This is a genomic window from Microbispora sp. CL1-1 (assembly GCF_012034195.1).
Lineage (GTDB): Bacteria > Actinomycetota > Actinomycetes > Streptosporangiales > Streptosporangiaceae > Microbispora.
Genome location: NZ_JAATEK010000060.1, coordinates 1 through 14,948 on the forward strand (window position 1 = coordinate 1; position 14,948 = coordinate 14,948).

Annotated in this window: 16 protein-coding genes; 6 read left to right on the top strand and 10 right to left on the bottom strand. The window is 71.1% G+C overall.

All coding sequences use genetic code 11. From position 1 onward, the window contains the following. Both HCK04_RS37515 and HCK04_RS37520 read right to left on the bottom strand, forming a co-directional pair. A partial coding sequence (locus tag HCK04_RS37515; RefSeq protein WP_142652161.1) for a hypothetical protein occupies positions 1-1,601 on the bottom strand: 1,601 nt, incomplete at its 3' end. A 12-nt stretch (positions 1,602-1,613) separates the two neighbouring features. Beyond that, positions 1,614-1,922 carry a hypothetical protein gene (locus HCK04_RS37520; RefSeq protein ID WP_142652162.1) on the bottom strand — a complete coding sequence of 103 codons (309 nt, stop codon included), beginning with the start codon at positions 1,920-1,922 and terminating at the stop codon, positions 1,614-1,616. 362 nt (positions 1,923-2,284) lie between these two features. Between HCK04_RS37520 and HCK04_RS37525 the strand changes: the two genes are divergently transcribed. Together HCK04_RS37525 and HCK04_RS37530 are read left to right on the top strand one after the other, a co-directional pair. Beyond that, positions 2,285-2,653: a group 1 truncated hemoglobin gene (locus tag HCK04_RS37525; RefSeq protein ID WP_142652164.1), complete on the top strand. Its 369-nt coding sequence runs from the start codon at positions 2,285-2,287 to the stop codon at positions 2,651-2,653. A gap of 73 nt (positions 2,654-2,726) precedes the next feature. After that, a complete protein-coding gene (locus HCK04_RS37530; protein WP_142652166.1) occupies positions 2,727-4,076 on the top strand; it encodes a glycoside hydrolase family 36 protein in 1,350 nt (449 codons plus the stop codon). Between the two features lie 22 nt (positions 4,077-4,098). Here HCK04_RS37530 and HCK04_RS37535 read toward each other — a convergent pair whose 3' ends face one another. The 3 genes from HCK04_RS37535 to HCK04_RS37545 all read right to left on the bottom strand — a co-directional run bounded on the left by HCK04_RS37535 (position 4,099) and on the right by HCK04_RS37545 (position 6,899). Next, a complete protein-coding gene (locus HCK04_RS37535; RefSeq protein WP_185949107.1) occupies positions 4,099-5,277 on the bottom strand; it encodes an XRE family transcriptional regulator in 1,179 nt (392 codons plus the stop codon). After that, a complete protein-coding gene (locus HCK04_RS37540; protein WP_142652168.1) occupies positions 5,264-6,079 on the bottom strand; it encodes a hypothetical protein in 816 nt (271 codons plus the stop codon). The genes HCK04_RS37535 and HCK04_RS37540 overlap by 14 nt, the downstream gene beginning before the upstream one ends. Positions 6,080-6,596: 517 nt before the next feature. After that, positions 6,597-6,899, bottom strand: a complete 303-nt coding sequence (locus tag HCK04_RS37545; RefSeq protein WP_168066586.1) for a hypothetical protein — start codon at positions 6,897-6,899, stop codon at positions 6,597-6,599. Here HCK04_RS37545 and HCK04_RS37550 point away from each other — a divergent pair. The 4 genes from HCK04_RS37550 (at position 6,885) to HCK04_RS37570 (ending at position 11,404) form a co-directional block, all read left to right on the top strand. Further along, positions 6,885-7,535, top strand: a complete 651-nt coding sequence (locus tag HCK04_RS37550) for a hypothetical protein (RefSeq protein WP_147943082.1) — start codon at positions 6,885-6,887, stop codon at positions 7,533-7,535. The genes HCK04_RS37545 and HCK04_RS37550 overlap by 15 nt on opposite strands. Then, entirely contained in the window at positions 7,532-8,755 is a 1,224-nt protein-coding gene (locus tag HCK04_RS37555; protein WP_142652170.1) for a S8 family serine peptidase, read from the top strand. Before HCK04_RS37550 ends, HCK04_RS37555 begins: the two co-directional genes overlap by 4 nt. Positions 8,756-8,777: 22 nt before the next feature. Next, entirely contained in the window at positions 8,778-9,710 is a 933-nt protein-coding gene (locus HCK04_RS37560; RefSeq protein ID WP_142652172.1) for a DUF72 domain-containing protein, read from the top strand. Between the two features lie 524 nt (positions 9,711-10,234). Then, on the top strand, positions 10,235-11,404 hold the full coding sequence (locus HCK04_RS37570) for an acyltransferase (RefSeq protein WP_142652174.1): 1,170 nt from the start codon (positions 10,235-10,237) through the stop codon (positions 11,402-11,404). A 59-nt stretch (positions 11,405-11,463) separates the two neighbouring features. Here the strand turns inward: HCK04_RS37570 and HCK04_RS37575 are convergent, their stop codons facing one another. From HCK04_RS37575 to tatA, 5 genes are all read right to left on the bottom strand, one after another. Beyond that, a complete protein-coding gene (locus HCK04_RS37575) occupies positions 11,464-11,658 on the bottom strand; it encodes a hypothetical protein (protein WP_142652176.1) in 195 nt (64 codons plus the stop codon). 384 nt (positions 11,659-12,042) lie between these two features. Beyond that, positions 12,043-12,939 carry an oxidoreductase gene (locus tag HCK04_RS37580; protein ID WP_142652178.1) on the bottom strand — a complete coding sequence of 299 codons (897 nt, stop codon included), beginning with the start codon at positions 12,937-12,939 and terminating at the stop codon, positions 12,043-12,045. A 16-nt stretch (positions 12,940-12,955) separates the two neighbouring features. Next, the gene (locus HCK04_RS37585; protein WP_142652180.1) at positions 12,956-13,636 is read right to left on the bottom strand and encodes a TetR/AcrR family transcriptional regulator; all 681 of its coding nucleotides are present in this window, start codon (positions 13,634-13,636) and stop codon (positions 12,956-12,958) included. Positions 13,637-13,797: 161 nt separating this feature from the next. Then, a complete protein-coding gene (locus HCK04_RS37590; protein WP_142652182.1) occupies positions 13,798-14,370 on the bottom strand; it encodes a hypothetical protein in 573 nt (190 codons plus the stop codon). A gap of 138 nt (positions 14,371-14,508) precedes the next feature. Next, positions 14,509-14,796 (bottom strand): Sec-independent protein translocase subunit TatA, encoded by a 288-nt coding sequence (tatA, locus tag HCK04_RS37595; protein ID WP_142652184.1) that lies wholly within the window; start codon positions 14,794-14,796, stop codon positions 14,509-14,511. Positions 14,797-14,948 lie beyond the last annotated feature (152 nt).

Consider the following 14,948-nt stretch of genomic DNA (forward strand, 5'->3'; position numbering starts at 1 on the left):
CTAGCGGCCCAGCCATCCAGCCATCTGCTCACAACATAGGTCTTGGCCAAGGTCCAAGCGGTCTCCGCAAACGGAACGGGAATCTTATCGATGCCCAGGGCCATCGTGTTCTTGACAACGTCCCGGATCAGGCTGTCCGTAGCGTCCTTCTCGCCGCGAACCTCTAGCGCGGCCTTGAACTCGAGTCCGCCAAGGTCGCCGAACATGGCCGCCGCATCTTGGAAATGCCGGCCTTTGTCCTTGGCATCCAGGCGCGCCGTGTTCGTCAAGACGTCGTAGCGGAAGAGGGCGGCGGTCTTGTCGAAGTCGTCGGTGAGTCGTTCTTCGCCGGCGAATGTCTGGAGGAAACGGTAGGTGTCGCCGGGGCTCAGGTAGAAGGCGGGCGTGACGCCAGGAATCGGGACCCACTTGTCGGGCAGTGTCATGCCCGAGGTGCGGTAGACGGCTTTGTCGAATCGGGCGCCGGAGGCGAGTTCGTGGATGTACGACTTGGCGATTGAGGCCATGGAGTCTCTGGCGGTGTCCGGCAGGTCCTTGCCGAAGGAACCGGTCGCGAGCATGGCGTCCAGAGCGAACGCGGCGGCCTCCGCCGAGTGCTTGCCCGGCTTCTCTGTCGTGGCCTCGCTGCCCGTCTCCATGACCCGGCCGAACGCGTCGGCGACCTCGGCACCTGTCGCATAAGAATTGGCGTAGTCAAGGAACCGCTTCATCTTCTCGACCTGGGTGAGCTTGACCTCGTCGCCGCCCATCTGGGCGAAGGCGGCGCGGGCGGCCTTGCCGTCCCCGGCCAGGACCTCCAGCGCGAGTGCGACCGTGTCGGAGGAGTAGCCGTACGTCTGGGACAGGTTCGGGCTGCCGCCACGCCACTCCTGCCGCGGGTTCTTCAGGAAATCGTCCAGTGCGAGGGTGCGGGCGGCTGCCACACGGACGTCCGTGGGGGCTTTCGCCCCGGCCAGCAGCGCCAGCCGGTTCCACGCCACACCGCGGTCCGCCGGTTTGCTCACCAGCTCGGCCTTCACCTTCTCCATCGCCGGGATGCCGGGGGCACGCAGCGCGGCGCCCAGGGCGGCGCCGAAGGCGGCGAGGTCCTGTTTGGCAGTCGGGCTGCCGGTGTTCATGAGCAGGTTGGGCAGCGTGTCGCGCACTTTCGCCGGCAGCGTGGCGAAGAACGCCGCGGCGGCGGCGGGATCCTTGGCCAGCGCCGCGATTTCCTTGATGTGCTCGTGGGCGAGTTCGCCCTTGGTTTCTACATCGGTGGCGGCATTGGTGAGGATGCCGGTGCCGTACATGAGCCCCAGGTCGCGGCCGGTCGCGAAACTGTCCAGCGCATCGGGCAGCCGGGCGAAGGTGTGGTCGCCGGTGCCGTTCAGCGCCGTGATCAACGTGGCTCGCTCCGAGAGCGTGGGGGCCTGCTTCCTGCCCCAGTCGGCGATGGCGGCGATCTGCGCGAGTGGCATGGTGCTCACGCCGTTCGCACGGAAGAGCCCCTCGAAGTCGGTGGCGAAGGAGGTGAGCCGGTCGGCCGCCTGGCGCAGGTCGGCCGCCATGGCGTTCATCGCCGCCGGGTCGATGCCGCAGAAGTCGCCGCCTAAGGTCGTCATGGCTACCGGGAGTCAGGGGCGTCCGGTCAGCTGGCGCCGGATGAGCTCGGCCTGGGAACGGGTGACCATCGCCGGATGCCGGTGCAGTTCCTCCTCGATCGCGTTGGTCATCTGCCGTACGAGCTGCGCCAGGCGGTGATGTCGGTCGGCGACCTCGGTCGTCCATTTCGCGGCGGTGGGTCCTGTCCAGACCTTGCCCGACTGCATCGACGCGTAGACGCGCTGGTAGGCCTGCCCGACCTCCTGAGATCGGTTGTGTACCTGTTTGAGGAGTTCCACCAATTGTGCGTGGCGAGGGTTGGGCACCATCTCTTCCGCCACGTCAGCCCCCTGTTGCCGCCCGCTGCTCGCCCCTGAACCGCATTTGATGTCAAAGGTAGACATCGCCCTCAAGCGTCGGCAACCCCGAAATAGCCGTGTATATCGAGAGTGAATTCGCTGACGCTTTCCCGTCGTGAAGGCGAAAAACATCCTCCCGAGTGGACCGTATCTCTGCCCCGCCGCACGTCGCCAGTGGGGACGACCGACTGCTTGGAGCAGCAACCCGCGCCCTGACTGTGATCTTTTCTGGCGTGTCGACCGCGTGAGCGCCCGGCCACGTACGTATTCCCGTCCGGTCATCGTGCCGTAACGAAGCGTGGCGATCGTCGTGGGTGACGAGGTCAACGCGGGAGGAGAGCGCTATGGCGTCCATCTTCGATCGGATCGGCGGTTCGGACGCGGTCGCGGCCGTGGTCGAGGAGTTCTACACGCGGGTCGTCGCCGACCCGATGCTGCAGGGCTACTTCGCGGACGTCGACATGGCCAAGCTCAAGGCGCACCAGCGCAGCTTCGTTGCCGCCGCGCTCGGCGGCCCGCAGGAATACCGGGGCAAGTCCATGGACGAGGCACACGCCGGGCTCGCCATCACGGCCGAGGAGTTCGACCAGGTGGTCGTCCACCTGGCCGGAGCGCTGGAGTCGTGCGGTGTGGACGCCGAGACGATCGGCTCGATCGCCGGGGCCCTCGCACCGCTGAAGGAGCAGGTCGTGCAGGGCGCCGTCGCGGCCTGAACAGGCCCGAAGGCCGTCCGCCGGGTGAGACGGCCCTTGACGCTTAACCGGTTCATGGGTGAACTGGGCCGTGATGGAACCGCGATTCGAGGACGTCGCCGCCCTGGACGTGGACCCGGCAAGTGCCCGGATCTACGCGGAGGGCTGGCAGTCGTGGAGCGTCACCGGTGCCCTTCCCCTGGCCGAGACCCCCTATCGGGTGACCCTCCCCAACTCGCTGGTCATCGACTGCCACTACGGCTCGGCCCCGGACGAGGGCGTGTTCCGGGGCGAGGGGCTGCTGGCCGTCGATCCCGGGGACGGCGGCTCCGTCCACGTCTTCGGCGCCGCGAGTGCCGAGACGGCCGCCTCCCGTGTGCCGGTCATCGAGGCACGGCCGTACGGCGGCCGGGTCGTGATCGCGTCGGATGCCCCCGTGGAGCACACGGAGCATCAGGGCGGGCTGGAGGCGGCGCTGGCCCACTGGGGCACCGGCTTCGCCGAGCAGGCCGGCGTACGCCTGCGTCCGTCGCCCACGGTCTGGTGCTCCTGGTACCAGTACTTCTCCCAGGTCACCCAGGAGGACGTCGCCGAGAACCTCACGGCCATGGACGAGCTGGCGCTTCCCGTCGACGTCGTGCAGATCGACGACGGATATCAGGCCGCGCCGGGCGACTGGCTCACGTCCTCCGGCCGCTTCGACGACCTGCCCGGGCTGATCCGGCGCATCCGCGAGCACGGGCGGCGGGCCGGGATCTGGATCGCCCCCATGATCGTGGCGTGCAAGAGCACCCTCTTCGCCGCGCACCCGGAGTGGCTCGTGACCGATCCCGCCGGCGGCGACCCGGTGTTCGCCGGTGACGTCCTCGGGGACTCCTGCGTCGCGCTCGACCTCACCCACCCCGGCGCGGCCGAATACCTGGCGGACGTGCTGCGCACCATGCGCGGCTGGGGCGTCGACTACTTCAAAATCGACTTCGTGTACGCGGGGGCGCTGGAGGGCCGCCGTCACGAGGACGTGACCGGCGTGGCGGCCTACCGCCACGGCCTGCGGCTCATCCGCGAGGCCATCGGTCCCGAGGCGTACCTGCTGGGGTGCGGCGCGCCGATCCTCCCCTCGGTCGGCATGGTGGACGCGATGCGGGTGGGCCCGGACATCGCGGCGTACTGGCAGAACCCGAGCGCACACCCCTCCGAGCCCAGCCAGGCCAACGCCACCAGGAACACCGTCGCCCGGGCGTGGCAGCACGGCAGGTTCTGGATCAACGACCCCGACTGCCTCATGCTCCGGCCCGAGGTCGAACGGCGGGAGGACTGGGCGCGCACCGTCGAGCGGTACGGCGGCCTGCGGGCCTCCAGCGACCGGCTGCGCGGCCTGGACGAGTGGGGGCTGGAGACCACCCGCCGCCTGCTCACCCCCGCCGAACCCACCCCGCTCGTCTGAGCCGAGCCGCGGACGCGTCGTGTCAGGGGACGAGTCTGAGCTGGGGGCGATTGGCGGGCATGCCGATCAGTTCGCGTACGCGTGCCACGGGCCAGGCGAGCTCCCGGGCCAGCGCGGGCACGGTCAGCCTGGTCTCGGCCGCCGCCATCTCGAACGCCCTGCTGAGCAGGACCGGCTGCTCGCCGGGGTAGCCCGACACCGGCTCGGTGGCGAAGCCCGGCTGGTCGCGCAGCGCCGCGAGCCGCTGGTAGGCGCGTCCGGCCGCGGAGTCGGACAGCAGGCCGACCTCCCGGCACCGATACAGCAGAGAGTCGACCGACACGCCCCAGACGCGGCGCAGCTCCGCCAGCCGCCGCAGGTCGGCGCGGGCGGGCAGGCTGGGCAGGATGCTGTCGCGCGGCGTGAGGAACTCCGCGGCGAAGGAGTCGGCCTCGCGCTCCTGCTGGCTGTCCCCGGCCGCCGCGTCCCCGTGCAGCACCAGGTGCCCCAGCTCGTGCGCGGCGGTGAAGCGGTGCCGATAGACGTCGTCGAAGCGGTTGGGCGTCAGGACGACGATGGGCCGGGGCAGGCTGGAGGTGGAGAAGGCGTCCACCGTGACCGCGTCCTCGTCGGCCTGGGGAAAGACGACGACGATCCCCCGTGACTCCATGTGCCGCACCAGGTGGCTGATCGGCCCGGTGCCGAGCCCCCAGTGGGCCCGCAGCGCGCGGGCCGCGCCCATGGGATCGCGAGGCAGGGCGCTGCCCGAATGCACCTCGCCCCCGGCGAAGCCCGGCAGGTCGACGTAGGGGAGCCGCACCCGTTTCTCCAGCGCGTACGTCAGCTCCCAGACCTGTTCGACGAAGGCCACGGCCTTCGCACGCTGGTAGGCCCGGGTGGAACGCAGGCTGCGGAAGTGCGCCATCGAGCCGTCCAGCTTGCCGTGCGGGCGGCCCGGCAGGAAGAAGGCCGCGGGCACGGCGAGCACCTCGGCGAGGAGCGGGACCAGATCGGGACGCGGCCGGGTGACCCCTGCCTCATACTGGCCGACCGCGGCGGGGGACACCCCGATGCGCTCGGCCACCTCCTTCTTCGTCAGCGCCGCCAGGCGTCGCGCCTGGGTGAGGCGGGTGCCGTCGAAGGCGTCCGCCACGGCCTGCGGGCTGGGCGCAGCGGGGGGAGCGGTGTCCTCGACCAGGCGCAGCCGGTCATCGTCCTTCATCGGCGGCGGCGTCCGGTGCGTACGGCGCCTCGCTCATCGGAGGCACGGCGGTCGCGCGCTCGCGGAGCGGGCGCGGGTTCAGGGCCGGAGCCGGCATCGCGCCCCGGGCGAACGCGGACGCCTCGCCGACGGAGGCCGCCACCCCGGGCAGCTCGGCCGCGGGCGCCTGGCCGGGGAGCGGAATCGGCTCGCAGTAGTGCCAGCGCAGGTTGCCGGTGCGGTCGAGCAGCTCGGCCTCGCCCCACCACACATCGAGCAGACCGGCCCTGGCGTTGCAGGCGTACGCGATGAGCACGAGGCGGGTGCCCTCGGGCAGCCGGGTGAGCGCGCGGGCTGCCGGAGTCACGGGCTCCGGCAGGGCGGCCTCGACGCCGCCGAGCGTGAGCTGCTCGGCCCAGGGCCGCGGGCCGAACCGGGTGAACAGCGCCTGCACCAGCCCGGACGGCCTGCCGTCGCCGATCCTGGCGTTGACCACGCTGACCGAACGGTCCTTGGCGTAGCGGAAGGGGAACAGCAGGTTGCCGCCGAGCACGACGAGCTCGTGCTGGGAGCCCGGCGGCTTGACGGTGACGACGCCGGGCATGTCCGCGAACGCGTCGGCCAGGGCCTCGAACTTGCGGGACATGAGCGTGAAGCCGAACGGGTGGAGGAGCTCGGTCCGCGCCGTCTTCTGGGCGTCCTGGGCGTTCTCCAGCGCGATCGCCAGCGCCTCGGTCACCCCCTGGCGGATCTGCTCGGCGCGCGGGCCGAACGTCTCCACAGCCCAGGTCGACAGCATCGCCACCTCCGGTGTGCTCCGCACGTGCTGCTTTTTTCAGTGACCGCCATACGCCGGGGACACTTTATTTTCCAACATCATAGTCCCGCGAACGCTTCATGAGTCACCCAGGTCACAGCTCTTCTGGCCGAGAAAGCACCCCGGGCGCGGCCGGAGAGATGGCTATAGTGCCAAATGTCGTGATCGGGGAGGGGAGCGTGGCCGGCGAATGCGCCCGCCGTGCTCCCCTGCCGTACGGCGGGCCGCCGGGAGCGTGTCCGCGTACGGCACGCACAACGGGAGAGCAATGGCACACCCCCCACCTTCCGGTCCATATCCGGGCCGGTCTCCCGTCGATCCCTACGGCGCCGGGCCGTATGGTCCGGGGCAGCAAGGCCCGGGGCAGCATGGTCTGGGGCCGTATGGTCCGGGGCAGCAAGGCCCGGGGCAGCCGCCCGCAGGGCCGCACCAGCCTTGGCCGGGCTATCCGCCGCAGAACCCGCCGCTGCAGAACCAACCGCCCTTCAACCAGCCGCAGCCGAACCAACCGCCGCCCGGTCAATCACCGCAAGGGTGGCCACCGGGCGCGTACCCCCAGCCCGCCGGGCAGCCGTGGCCGCAGCAATCCCCCCAGCAATCCCCGCAGCAATCCCCCCAGCAATCCCCCCAGCAGCCGGCCCAGCCGGGTCAATGGCCCGCACCCGGTGGTCCGTACGAGCAGGGCGGGCCGTACGAGCCGGAAGACGACGGCAGGCCGCGGCGGCGAGCCGGGCGGGTCTTCGGCGGGGTCGTGGCCGGGGGTTTCGGCCTGATGCTCCTGCTCGGCGGGGGCGCCGTCGTGGCGCAGGCCGTGTCGAACAGCCACCAGGAGATCCGCAACAAGGAATACGCGCACAACCTGTGGCGCAACGAGCCCGCCGAGACGCTGTTCCCCGCGGCGCTCGGCCGGCAGGATCCGAAGAAGAAAGAGAACGACCCGAAGATCGAGCGCGGCTGGACCAGGGTCGCGATCTCCCCGGACACCTCCTGCGCGAAGGCGCTGTCCGGGGCCGTGGCGAAGGAGGCCGCCCAGCGCGGCTGCGTCGCGGCCCTGCGCGCCACGTACGTGGACGACACGGGCGGCACCGCCGCGACCATCGCCATCGTCATGTTCGGCGACCCGAAGGTCGCCCTCGATCTGGGCGATCTCGTGCACGACAAGGCGGACGCCGACCGGCCCGACCATGCCGTGCACGCCCTCGCCGCCCCGGGGATCACCTGGAACGACGCCGTACGGGCGGGCAGTGGGGGCTACAACGTGCTGGACATCTACACGCCGTGCGCGGTGGTCGCCTCTGCGGGACCGGTGGACGGCAGGAAGGCGGGCCGGCTCCCGCAGCCCTGGGGCAGGCAGAGCTACGACCAGCGCATGGACCGTGAGCCGTGGAGCGCGACGGCCGAAGGGCTGGCCAAGTCCCTCGCCTGGCGGCTGGCGGACCTGACCAACAGGGGGGGAGCATGACCGGGCGCGGGCTCCGCGCCGCCCTGCCCGCCGTTCTGCCCGCCGTCGTCGCGGCGGTCGTGGCGGCGGTCGTGGCGGTGGCGGGTACGGCGGTTCCGGCGCGGGCGGACGCGCCGAGGGACTGGGAGGTCGCGGCCCTGCGGCTCCCCGAGGCGCAGCGTACGGCCCAGGGGGACGGCGTTCTGGTCGCCGTGCTCGACACCGGTGTGGTGGCCAGGCATCCCGCGCTGGGCGGCCGGGTGACGACCGGCCCCGACCTCATCGGGGGCGGCGCCCGGCCGGGCCAGTCCTACTGGGGCGAGCACGGCACCGCGATGGCGTCCGACGTGCTCAAGGTGGCGCCGAAGGCCCGCATCCTGTCCGTACGAGTCCTGTGGGACTGGGAGGACCCCGCGCGGAAGCGGGCGCTGAAGATGACGAGGGACGCACAGAGCGAGAAGGCCGCGCATGCCCTGGCCAACGGCATCAGATATGCCGTCGGCAAGGGGGCGAAGGTCATCTCGATGTCGCTCGGCACCGACGAGTGGGACATCTTCAACGGTTACGAGGAGGACACGGCCGCCGCGGTGGACTACGCGGTGAGCAAGGGCGTCACGATCCTGGCCAGCTCCGGCAACGGCGGCTCGACCAACCCGCTGGAGAAGGACGCCAACAACAAGGTGTCCTACCCGGCCGCCTATCCCGGGGTCATCGGGGTGGGGGCGCTGGGGCCCGACGGCCGCCGGACGGACTTCTCCCAGGTGCACACCTACACCACGGTCGCGGCCCCGGGCATCGACATCTACAGCGCCAGGAACACCGGCGGCTATCAGTCGGTCGACGGCACCTCCCCGGCCTGCGCCCTCACCGCCGGAGTGGTCGCGCTGGCGCTGTCGCGCAATCCGAAGCTCACACCGGGGCAGATCCGTTCCATCCTCACCAGGACCGCCCGGCATCCGGCGGGCGGGTACGACACGTTCGTGGGCTTCGGCCAAGTCGACGCGGCCGCCGTGGTCGCGGCGGCCGGCTCTCCGGGGAAGTCCGCGATCAAGGCCGTGCCGTACAAGGGGAAGAAATACTTCGGGAACGGCCCCACCGACGCGCCCATGACCCACCCGCCCATCGACAGCGAGTATCTGGTCATCGGCGGAGGCGCGGGAGCGGCCGGGCTGCTGCTGCTGTTCGTCGCCTTCGTCCTCTTCCGCCGCCCCAAGGCCCGAACCCTGCCGCCCGGGACCTGAGCACCGCTCCTTATGGTGAGGTATGGGGGAGATCCTGGTCGGCACGGCGTCCTGGACCGACAAGACGCTGCTGGAGTCGGGCTGGTATCCGCCCGACGTCACGACGCCGGAGGAGCGCCTGCGCTACTACGCGCGCATGTTCCCGCTGGTGGAGGTCGACTCCACCTATTACGCGCCGCCCGCCGAGGCCACCGTACGGCTGTGGGCCGAGCGCACGCCCCCGGAGTTCGTCTTCGACGTCAAGGCGTTCTCGCTGCTCACGCGGCATCCGACCCGGCCGGCCGCGCTGCCGAAGGACCTGCGTCCGAGCGAAGGCGGCAAGAACCTGTACGCCCGCGACCTCGACCCGAAGGTGGTGGACCAGGTCTGGGAGCGGTTCGTCAGCGCTCTGCTGCCGCTGCGCGAGGCGGGCAAGCTCGGGGCGGTGCTCTTCCAGTTTCCCCGGTGGTTCCCGATCGGCCGGGCCAACAAGCACTACATCCTGGAGTGCAAACGGCGCTGCGAGCCGCTGCGCATCTCGGTCGAGTTCCGCAACCACACGTGGATGAGCGAGGACAACCAGGCCGAGACCCTCGACTTCCTCCGTTCGTACGCCATCCCGTACGTGTGCGTGGACATGCCGCAGGGTTATCCGGACTCGATCCCGCCGGTCGTCGCGGCCACGTCCGACCTGGGGGTCGTGCGGTTCCACGGGCACAGCGACAAGTGGACCAGTCATGACGTCCACGAGCGCTTCGGCTACCGCTACTCCCTCGACGAGCTCGAACAGTGGGCGCTGCGGCTGCGCGAGCTCGGCGGCCAGACGTCCACGACCCACGTGCTGATGAACAACTGCTACCGCGACTACGCGCAGACCAACGCCCGCCAGCTCGCCGCCGTGCTCGCGCGTTTGCCAGACTGCGACGTACGCCCCCGGCCGGACGGCGACCGGACACTCGAGGAAGGGACCCGATGACGGACCTGCCCAAGATCAGCGCGCCGGCCACGCGAGCGCTCGCGAACGCCGGCTACACCGATCACCCGGCCGGCTCTGGAGAAGCTCGCGCGGGCGACCGAGGCCGAGCTCCTCGCGCTGCACGGCATGGGACCGAAGGCGATGTCCGTGCTCCGCCGGGCCCTGGAAGAGCACGGTCTGTCCTTCCGCGATCGGCCGACCGCGTAGTAGGAGTCCACCGCCGCCTGGTCGTGTTCCCCACTTCACCGTCGGGGCGCTCACTCCCGCCGGGGTCGTGCCGAAGGCGCGCGATGAACGCTTCCCTGGTCGCGCCTGGTCGCTTCGCTCTCGCGCGTTCCTCAGTCCAGATCGCTCGGCTCGTTCGTTGTGTAATTGGGGCCGGCGCGGTCGTCGGCGGTGGCGGGGTCGGTCAGGCCGGGACCGGTGAGCACCATGCGGGGCCCAACCCCGGTGACGTGCGCCCGACGGAGTTCGTGCGCCAGGTGGTGTGCTGCCGACGGCGTATTTCGCCTAAAGTCACCTGAATGGCAGCAAACCCCTCTCGGCTGGCGTGGCTGGACGCCTTACGCGGGATCGCCGCTCCGGCCGTGGCGCTGCACCACTCGGCCTGGACCTTCATCCCGGCCGTGTGGGCGGAGGTGGACCGCCGGGTCGACGTCGGCACCTGGGGCGTCTTCGTGTTCTTCCTGGTCAGCGGCTACATCATCCCTGCCTCGCTGGAACGGCGGGGCGACCTGCGGGCCTTCTGGACCGGGCGGGCGTTCCGGCTCGTCCCGCTGCTGCTCGCCGCCCTCGCCCTCGCGCTGCTCCTCGCGTACGCCGGGCTGTTCGAGTCCTCGCCCGGCCTCGACAGCCGGCCGCCGCCGCTCGTCGCGCTGGCGAACCTCACGATGCTGCAGGAGCTTCTCGGCGTCCCCTCGGTGATCAACGTGATGTGGACGCTCTCCTACGAGATGGCGTTCTACCTGATGACGGCCGGGCTGTTCGCCGTACGGCAGGCGCACAGGTCGGCGCCGATCGCCATGGTCCTGGCGGTGGCGGCCGTGCCGCTCGGCCTGCTCATGCCCCGCGCCACGATCAACGGCGGCGCGGACCTGGTCGCCGCGCTCATGGGCGTCGCGGTGATCCTGGTCATCGTCGTGACCGTGACCGCGAACGGCCGCCTCAGGACGGCGGCCGCGGTGATCGGCGGCCTGCTCGGCCTGGCGCTGGTGATCCTCGGCAGCCGGATCGGGGCAGGGCAGGGCCTGGTCATCGCGGCGACGATGTTCGCCGGGACCGCCGTGTGGCGCGCCGAGCAGGGCGCGCTCCGGCCGCTCTGGGCCGTCGCCGCCCTGCTGATGGTCATCGTGAGCGGCGTCCTGGTGGCGCGTGAGCCCGCCTGGGCCGCGGCGGTGCTGCTGGCGGCGGCCGTCTTCGTGCTCGCGTTCCGGTTGCGGCACCGGCCGTTCCCCCGGTGGCTCGCCCACCTCGGCGTGATCAGCTTTTCTCTCTATCTGCTGCACCCGCTCCTGCTGCGCGTCGTCCCGAACCTCCCGGTGTTCTTCCTCGTCCTGCTGGTGCTCGGCCAGGTGGCGTACCGGTTCGTGGAGGCCCCGGGCCAGGGCCTCGGCCGCCGCCTGAACAGGAAGATCCGCGCCGCCGGGCCCGAAGCCGTGAGGGGCGAGCGCGCACACTCGCCGGGTGGTGCGTGACTCGCGCTCAGCCGGGTGGTGCGTGACTCGCGCTCAGCCGGGTGGTGCGTGACTCGCGCTCAGAGGAAGGCGGCGACCAGGGCGACGATCAGCGCGAGCAGCTTCGGGCGTTGGGCGCGGTCCCTGACGTGCTTGTCGCCGAACCGGCCCGATCGAACGCCCAGGAGAAGCACCCCGAGAGGAATACCCCCGCACACCGCCGCGGTCAGCGCGCCCCAGGCGACACCGGTCCAGCCATCGCTGATCGCACCCATCACCAGCGGTAGTCCTATGACGATGTGCGCGGGCGCGAACACCTCGGTCAGTCCGCGGGCGAGACGGTTCTCTCCCTGTCGAGTCTCTCCCTGACGACTCTCTCCCGGGCGACCTGCCTGTACGCCGCCGCGACCTGCCGAAGCCACTGCGTCTCCCTTTCGATGTCACCGGACGGAACCGCGCACATTGCCGATGATCTAGGGGAAGCTTGGTCGGGCATCTTCTCACCCCTGTCCACCTTGTACGCGAAGCGGCGTGAGGCACCGTGCGCGAAGCGGGGTGAGGCACCGTACGCGAGGCGGGGTGAGGCACCGTACGCGAAGCGGCCTGAGGCGCCGCGCCGTACGCGAGGCGGCGGAGGAGCGGAAACGCGAGTCCTTCGGTCAGGTGGCGTCGGCGAGCGCGTCCAGGCGGGCCATCTCCTCGTCCGTGAGACGCAGCGCGGCGGCGGCGACGTTCTCGGCCAGGTGATCGGGGTTGCCGGTGCCCGGGATGGCCAGCACGTGCGGCCCCTGCTGGAGCGTCCAGGCCAGCCGCACCTGCGCGGGGGTCGCGCCGTGCGCGCGGGCGACGGCCAGCACCTCCTCCAGGTCCGTGCCGCTCGTCCCCTTCTCCCGGCCGTCGCCCGCGATCGCGAAGAACGGCACGAAGGCGACGCCCTGCTCGCCGCAGGTGCGCAGTTGCCCTCGGCTGCGGGTGAAGCCGATGCCGTACCGGTTCTGCACGCTCACCACCGGTGCGATCGCCTGGGCCTGCGCGAGGTGCTCGGGCCGGACGTTGGAGATCCCCAGGTGCCGGATGAGACCGGCCTCGCGCAGCTCGGCGAGTGCCCCGAAGTGTTCGGCGATCGAGTCGAGCCCCGCCTGGCGCAAATAGACCAGGTCGAGGTGGTCACGGCCGAGCTGGCGCAGGTTCTCCTCGACCTGGCCGCGCAGCTGGTCGGGCCGGGCGAGCGGCAGCCACTCGCCGGACGGGTCCCGCCCCGGGCCCACCTTCGTGGCGATGACCAGGTCGTCCGGGTACGGCGCGAGCGCCCGGTTGATCAGCTCGTTGGCCGAGCGCAGCCGCGAGAAGTAGAACGCCGCCGTGTCGATGTGGTTCACACCGAGCTCGACGGCGCGCCGCAGCACCGCGATCGACCGTTCGCGGTCGCTCGGCGTGCCGAGGTCGAAGGCGGCGCTGCCCGTCAGGCGCATCGCCCCGAACCCCATCCGGTTGACCGTGAGGTCGCCGAGCCGCCAGGTCCCCGCGTCCGACGCGCTGATCGTGGTTGTGTTCATCGTTCAAGGATGCCCGTTAAAGGCCCATGCCGTCGGCGAGGGCGTCCATGACCGCGTCGAGGAGGGCGGCGCCGCCGTGCCCCACGCCGGCGAACTGCCCCTGGACCTCCAGGCTCACCACGCCCTGGAGCTGGGCCCAGGCCATCACGGTGCCGGTGAGTGCGGTCGCCGCGTCCCCCTCGGGGGCGAACGCGCGCACCCACTCGGCGACCGCCGGGGTCCCCTGCATCCATTTCCCCATCTGCTCCCGCAGCGGTTCCGCCCCCGGCCGGCAGCGCCCCTCGGCGAACACCGGCAGGAAGGGCCCGAGCACGTTCCGGGCCCGCAGCACGCTTTCCGGGGGTGCCTCGTGGCCGGGCGAGGGCGTCCCCGCCAGCAACTGGAACAGGCGTGGATTGGCCACGGCCCATTCGCGGAAGGCTCGGGCCAGCGCGTGCAGCCGCTCCCGGGGCGCGCCCTGCCCGACAGCGGCCCGTACGGCCGCGGCGACGTCGTCGAAGCCCATCAGGATCAGCTCGGTGAGCAGCTCGTCGCGGCTGCGGAAGTACTTGTACAGCGCCGGTCCCGTCACGCCGAGCTTTTTCGCCACCGCGTTCAGGCTCAGCGCCGCCGTCCCGCCCTCGCCGATCTGCACGAGAGCGATCTGCTTGATCTCCGAACGGACCTGCTCCCGGTAGCGCTGCCGCGGCGTTGACATCCCCTCATTATGGTGAGTACCTCTCATCAGCGCCTCCCGGCTCATCGCCGGATGTCCCGTACGCGAAAAATGTCCCGTACGTGAAAAAGGGCCGGACTCCCGGGGAAGAGGAAGTCCGGCCCAACGCGGATCCGTGCCGGCTGACCCGGCCGTTCCAGCGGTCAGGGGGTGTAGATCTCCTGCACCTTGACGATCACGCCGCGATAGACGGTGATGAGCGCCGGACGATGCGCGTGCTTCATCCGGGAGATCAGCTCGCTCCGGGAGCACCTCTTCGACCCCAGGCCGCCGTGCTTCACCGTCACCGTGGTGCCCTTGCACCCGGTGGCGCTGTAGAACACCACGTTCTTGGCCACACGAGAGGCGTAGGCCGTCACATCACCCTCGGGCGGGCCCTCGAACCGCCCCTCCGTGTGGCCGGTCTTGTCCTTCACCCACCTGATCGGCTCGTACTCCGCCACCCCGGACCGGTAATACGTGACCCAGCCCCGCAGGATGCCGTCGTGCCGGGGCGAGATGTGCTTCGTGAAGTCATGGTGCGGGTCGGTCTGGAACGACGTGCCGTACGGCTTGGGCGCGGCGAACTTCGGCGCGGCGGACTTGGGCGCGGCGGACTTGGGCGCGGCGGACTTGGGCGCGGCGGCGGCGTCGGCCGGGAGCGCCGCGGCGCAGGTCAACGCGGCCGCCGCCGCGGCGGCGGGGAGGACAAAGCGGAGCGAGAGGGCGTGCTGCATGTCCTGTTGGAGTCCGGATCCGGCGGAAAGGTTCGTCCGATCGGCCGGATTTCCGTACACGCCCATGCGCAGGCCTCGCGACGGCCGTTCATCGGTCGCCCGTCGGCCGTCTGGCGGGTGTGGAGTGCGGGCGACGCCTCAGCGGGCCTCGGGCTCGTCCGGCCGCGCGGCTTCCGCGGCGGCCCTGAGCCGGGCGTTCTCCTCTTCGAGCGCGCGCAGCCGCGCTTCGGCGTCCGGGACGGCGGGTGCCGTACGGGCCTGGGTGACGGCGGTGTCGGCCTCGTCGCCGAGCCTGCTGGTCTCGTTCTTGAAGATCCGCAGCGACTGCCCGAGGGCCTTGGCGGTGTCCGGCAGCTTCTTCGCACCGAAGAGCAGCACGAGCACCACCAACACGATCATCCAGTGAACAGGGCTCAGCGAACCCATGGCTCTCCTCTGGTCGTCGTTTTGCCTGCTCACAGGCTATGCCATCGGACGAGAGGCCGGCCGCGCGGGCTGCCGGCGAGACGGCGGCCGGTCGAAGGGCGGGGTGTCGGCGTCGTCAGGCCGTCCGGACGTCGTCCGGTCGTCCGGCGGCC

Bases quoted from the DNA above. Each gene is read 5' to 3' on its own strand.
- HCK04_RS37525 (WP_142652164.1), top strand. From the start codon at position 2,285: ATGGCGTCCATCTTCGATCGGATCGGCGGTTCGGACGCGGTCGCGGCC.
- HCK04_RS37530 (WP_142652166.1), top strand. From the start codon at position 2,727: ATGGAACCGCGATTCGAGGACGTCGCCGCCCTGGACGTGGACCCGGCA.
- HCK04_RS37535 (WP_185949107.1), bottom strand. From the start codon at position 5,277: ATGAAGGACGATGACCGGCTGCGCCTGGTCGAGGACACCGCTCCCCCC.
- HCK04_RS37555 (WP_142652170.1), top strand. From the start codon at position 7,532: ATGACCGGGCGCGGGCTCCGCGCCGCCCTGCCCGCCGTTCTGCCCGCC.
- HCK04_RS37560 (WP_142652172.1), top strand. From the start codon at position 8,778: ATGGGGGAGATCCTGGTCGGCACGGCGTCCTGGACCGACAAGACGCTG.
- HCK04_RS37570 (WP_142652174.1), top strand. From the start codon at position 10,235: ATGGCAGCAAACCCCTCTCGGCTGGCGTGGCTGGACGCCTTACGCGGG.
- HCK04_RS37575 (WP_142652176.1), bottom strand. From the start codon at position 11,658: ATGGGTGCGATCAGCGATGGCTGGACCGGTGTCGCCTGGGGCGCGCTG.
- HCK04_RS37580 (WP_142652178.1), bottom strand. From the start codon at position 12,939: ATGAACACAACCACGATCAGCGCGTCGGACGCGGGGACCTGGCGGCTC.
- HCK04_RS37585 (WP_142652180.1), bottom strand. From the start codon at position 13,636: ATGTCAACGCCGCGGCAGCGCTACCGGGAGCAGGTCCGTTCGGAGATC.
- HCK04_RS37590 (WP_142652182.1), bottom strand. From the start codon at position 14,370: ATGCAGCACGCCCTCTCGCTCCGCTTTGTCCTCCCCGCCGCCGCGGCG.
- tatA (WP_142652184.1), bottom strand. From the start codon at position 14,796: ATGGGTTCGCTGAGCCCTGTTCACTGGATGATCGTGTTGGTGGTGCTC.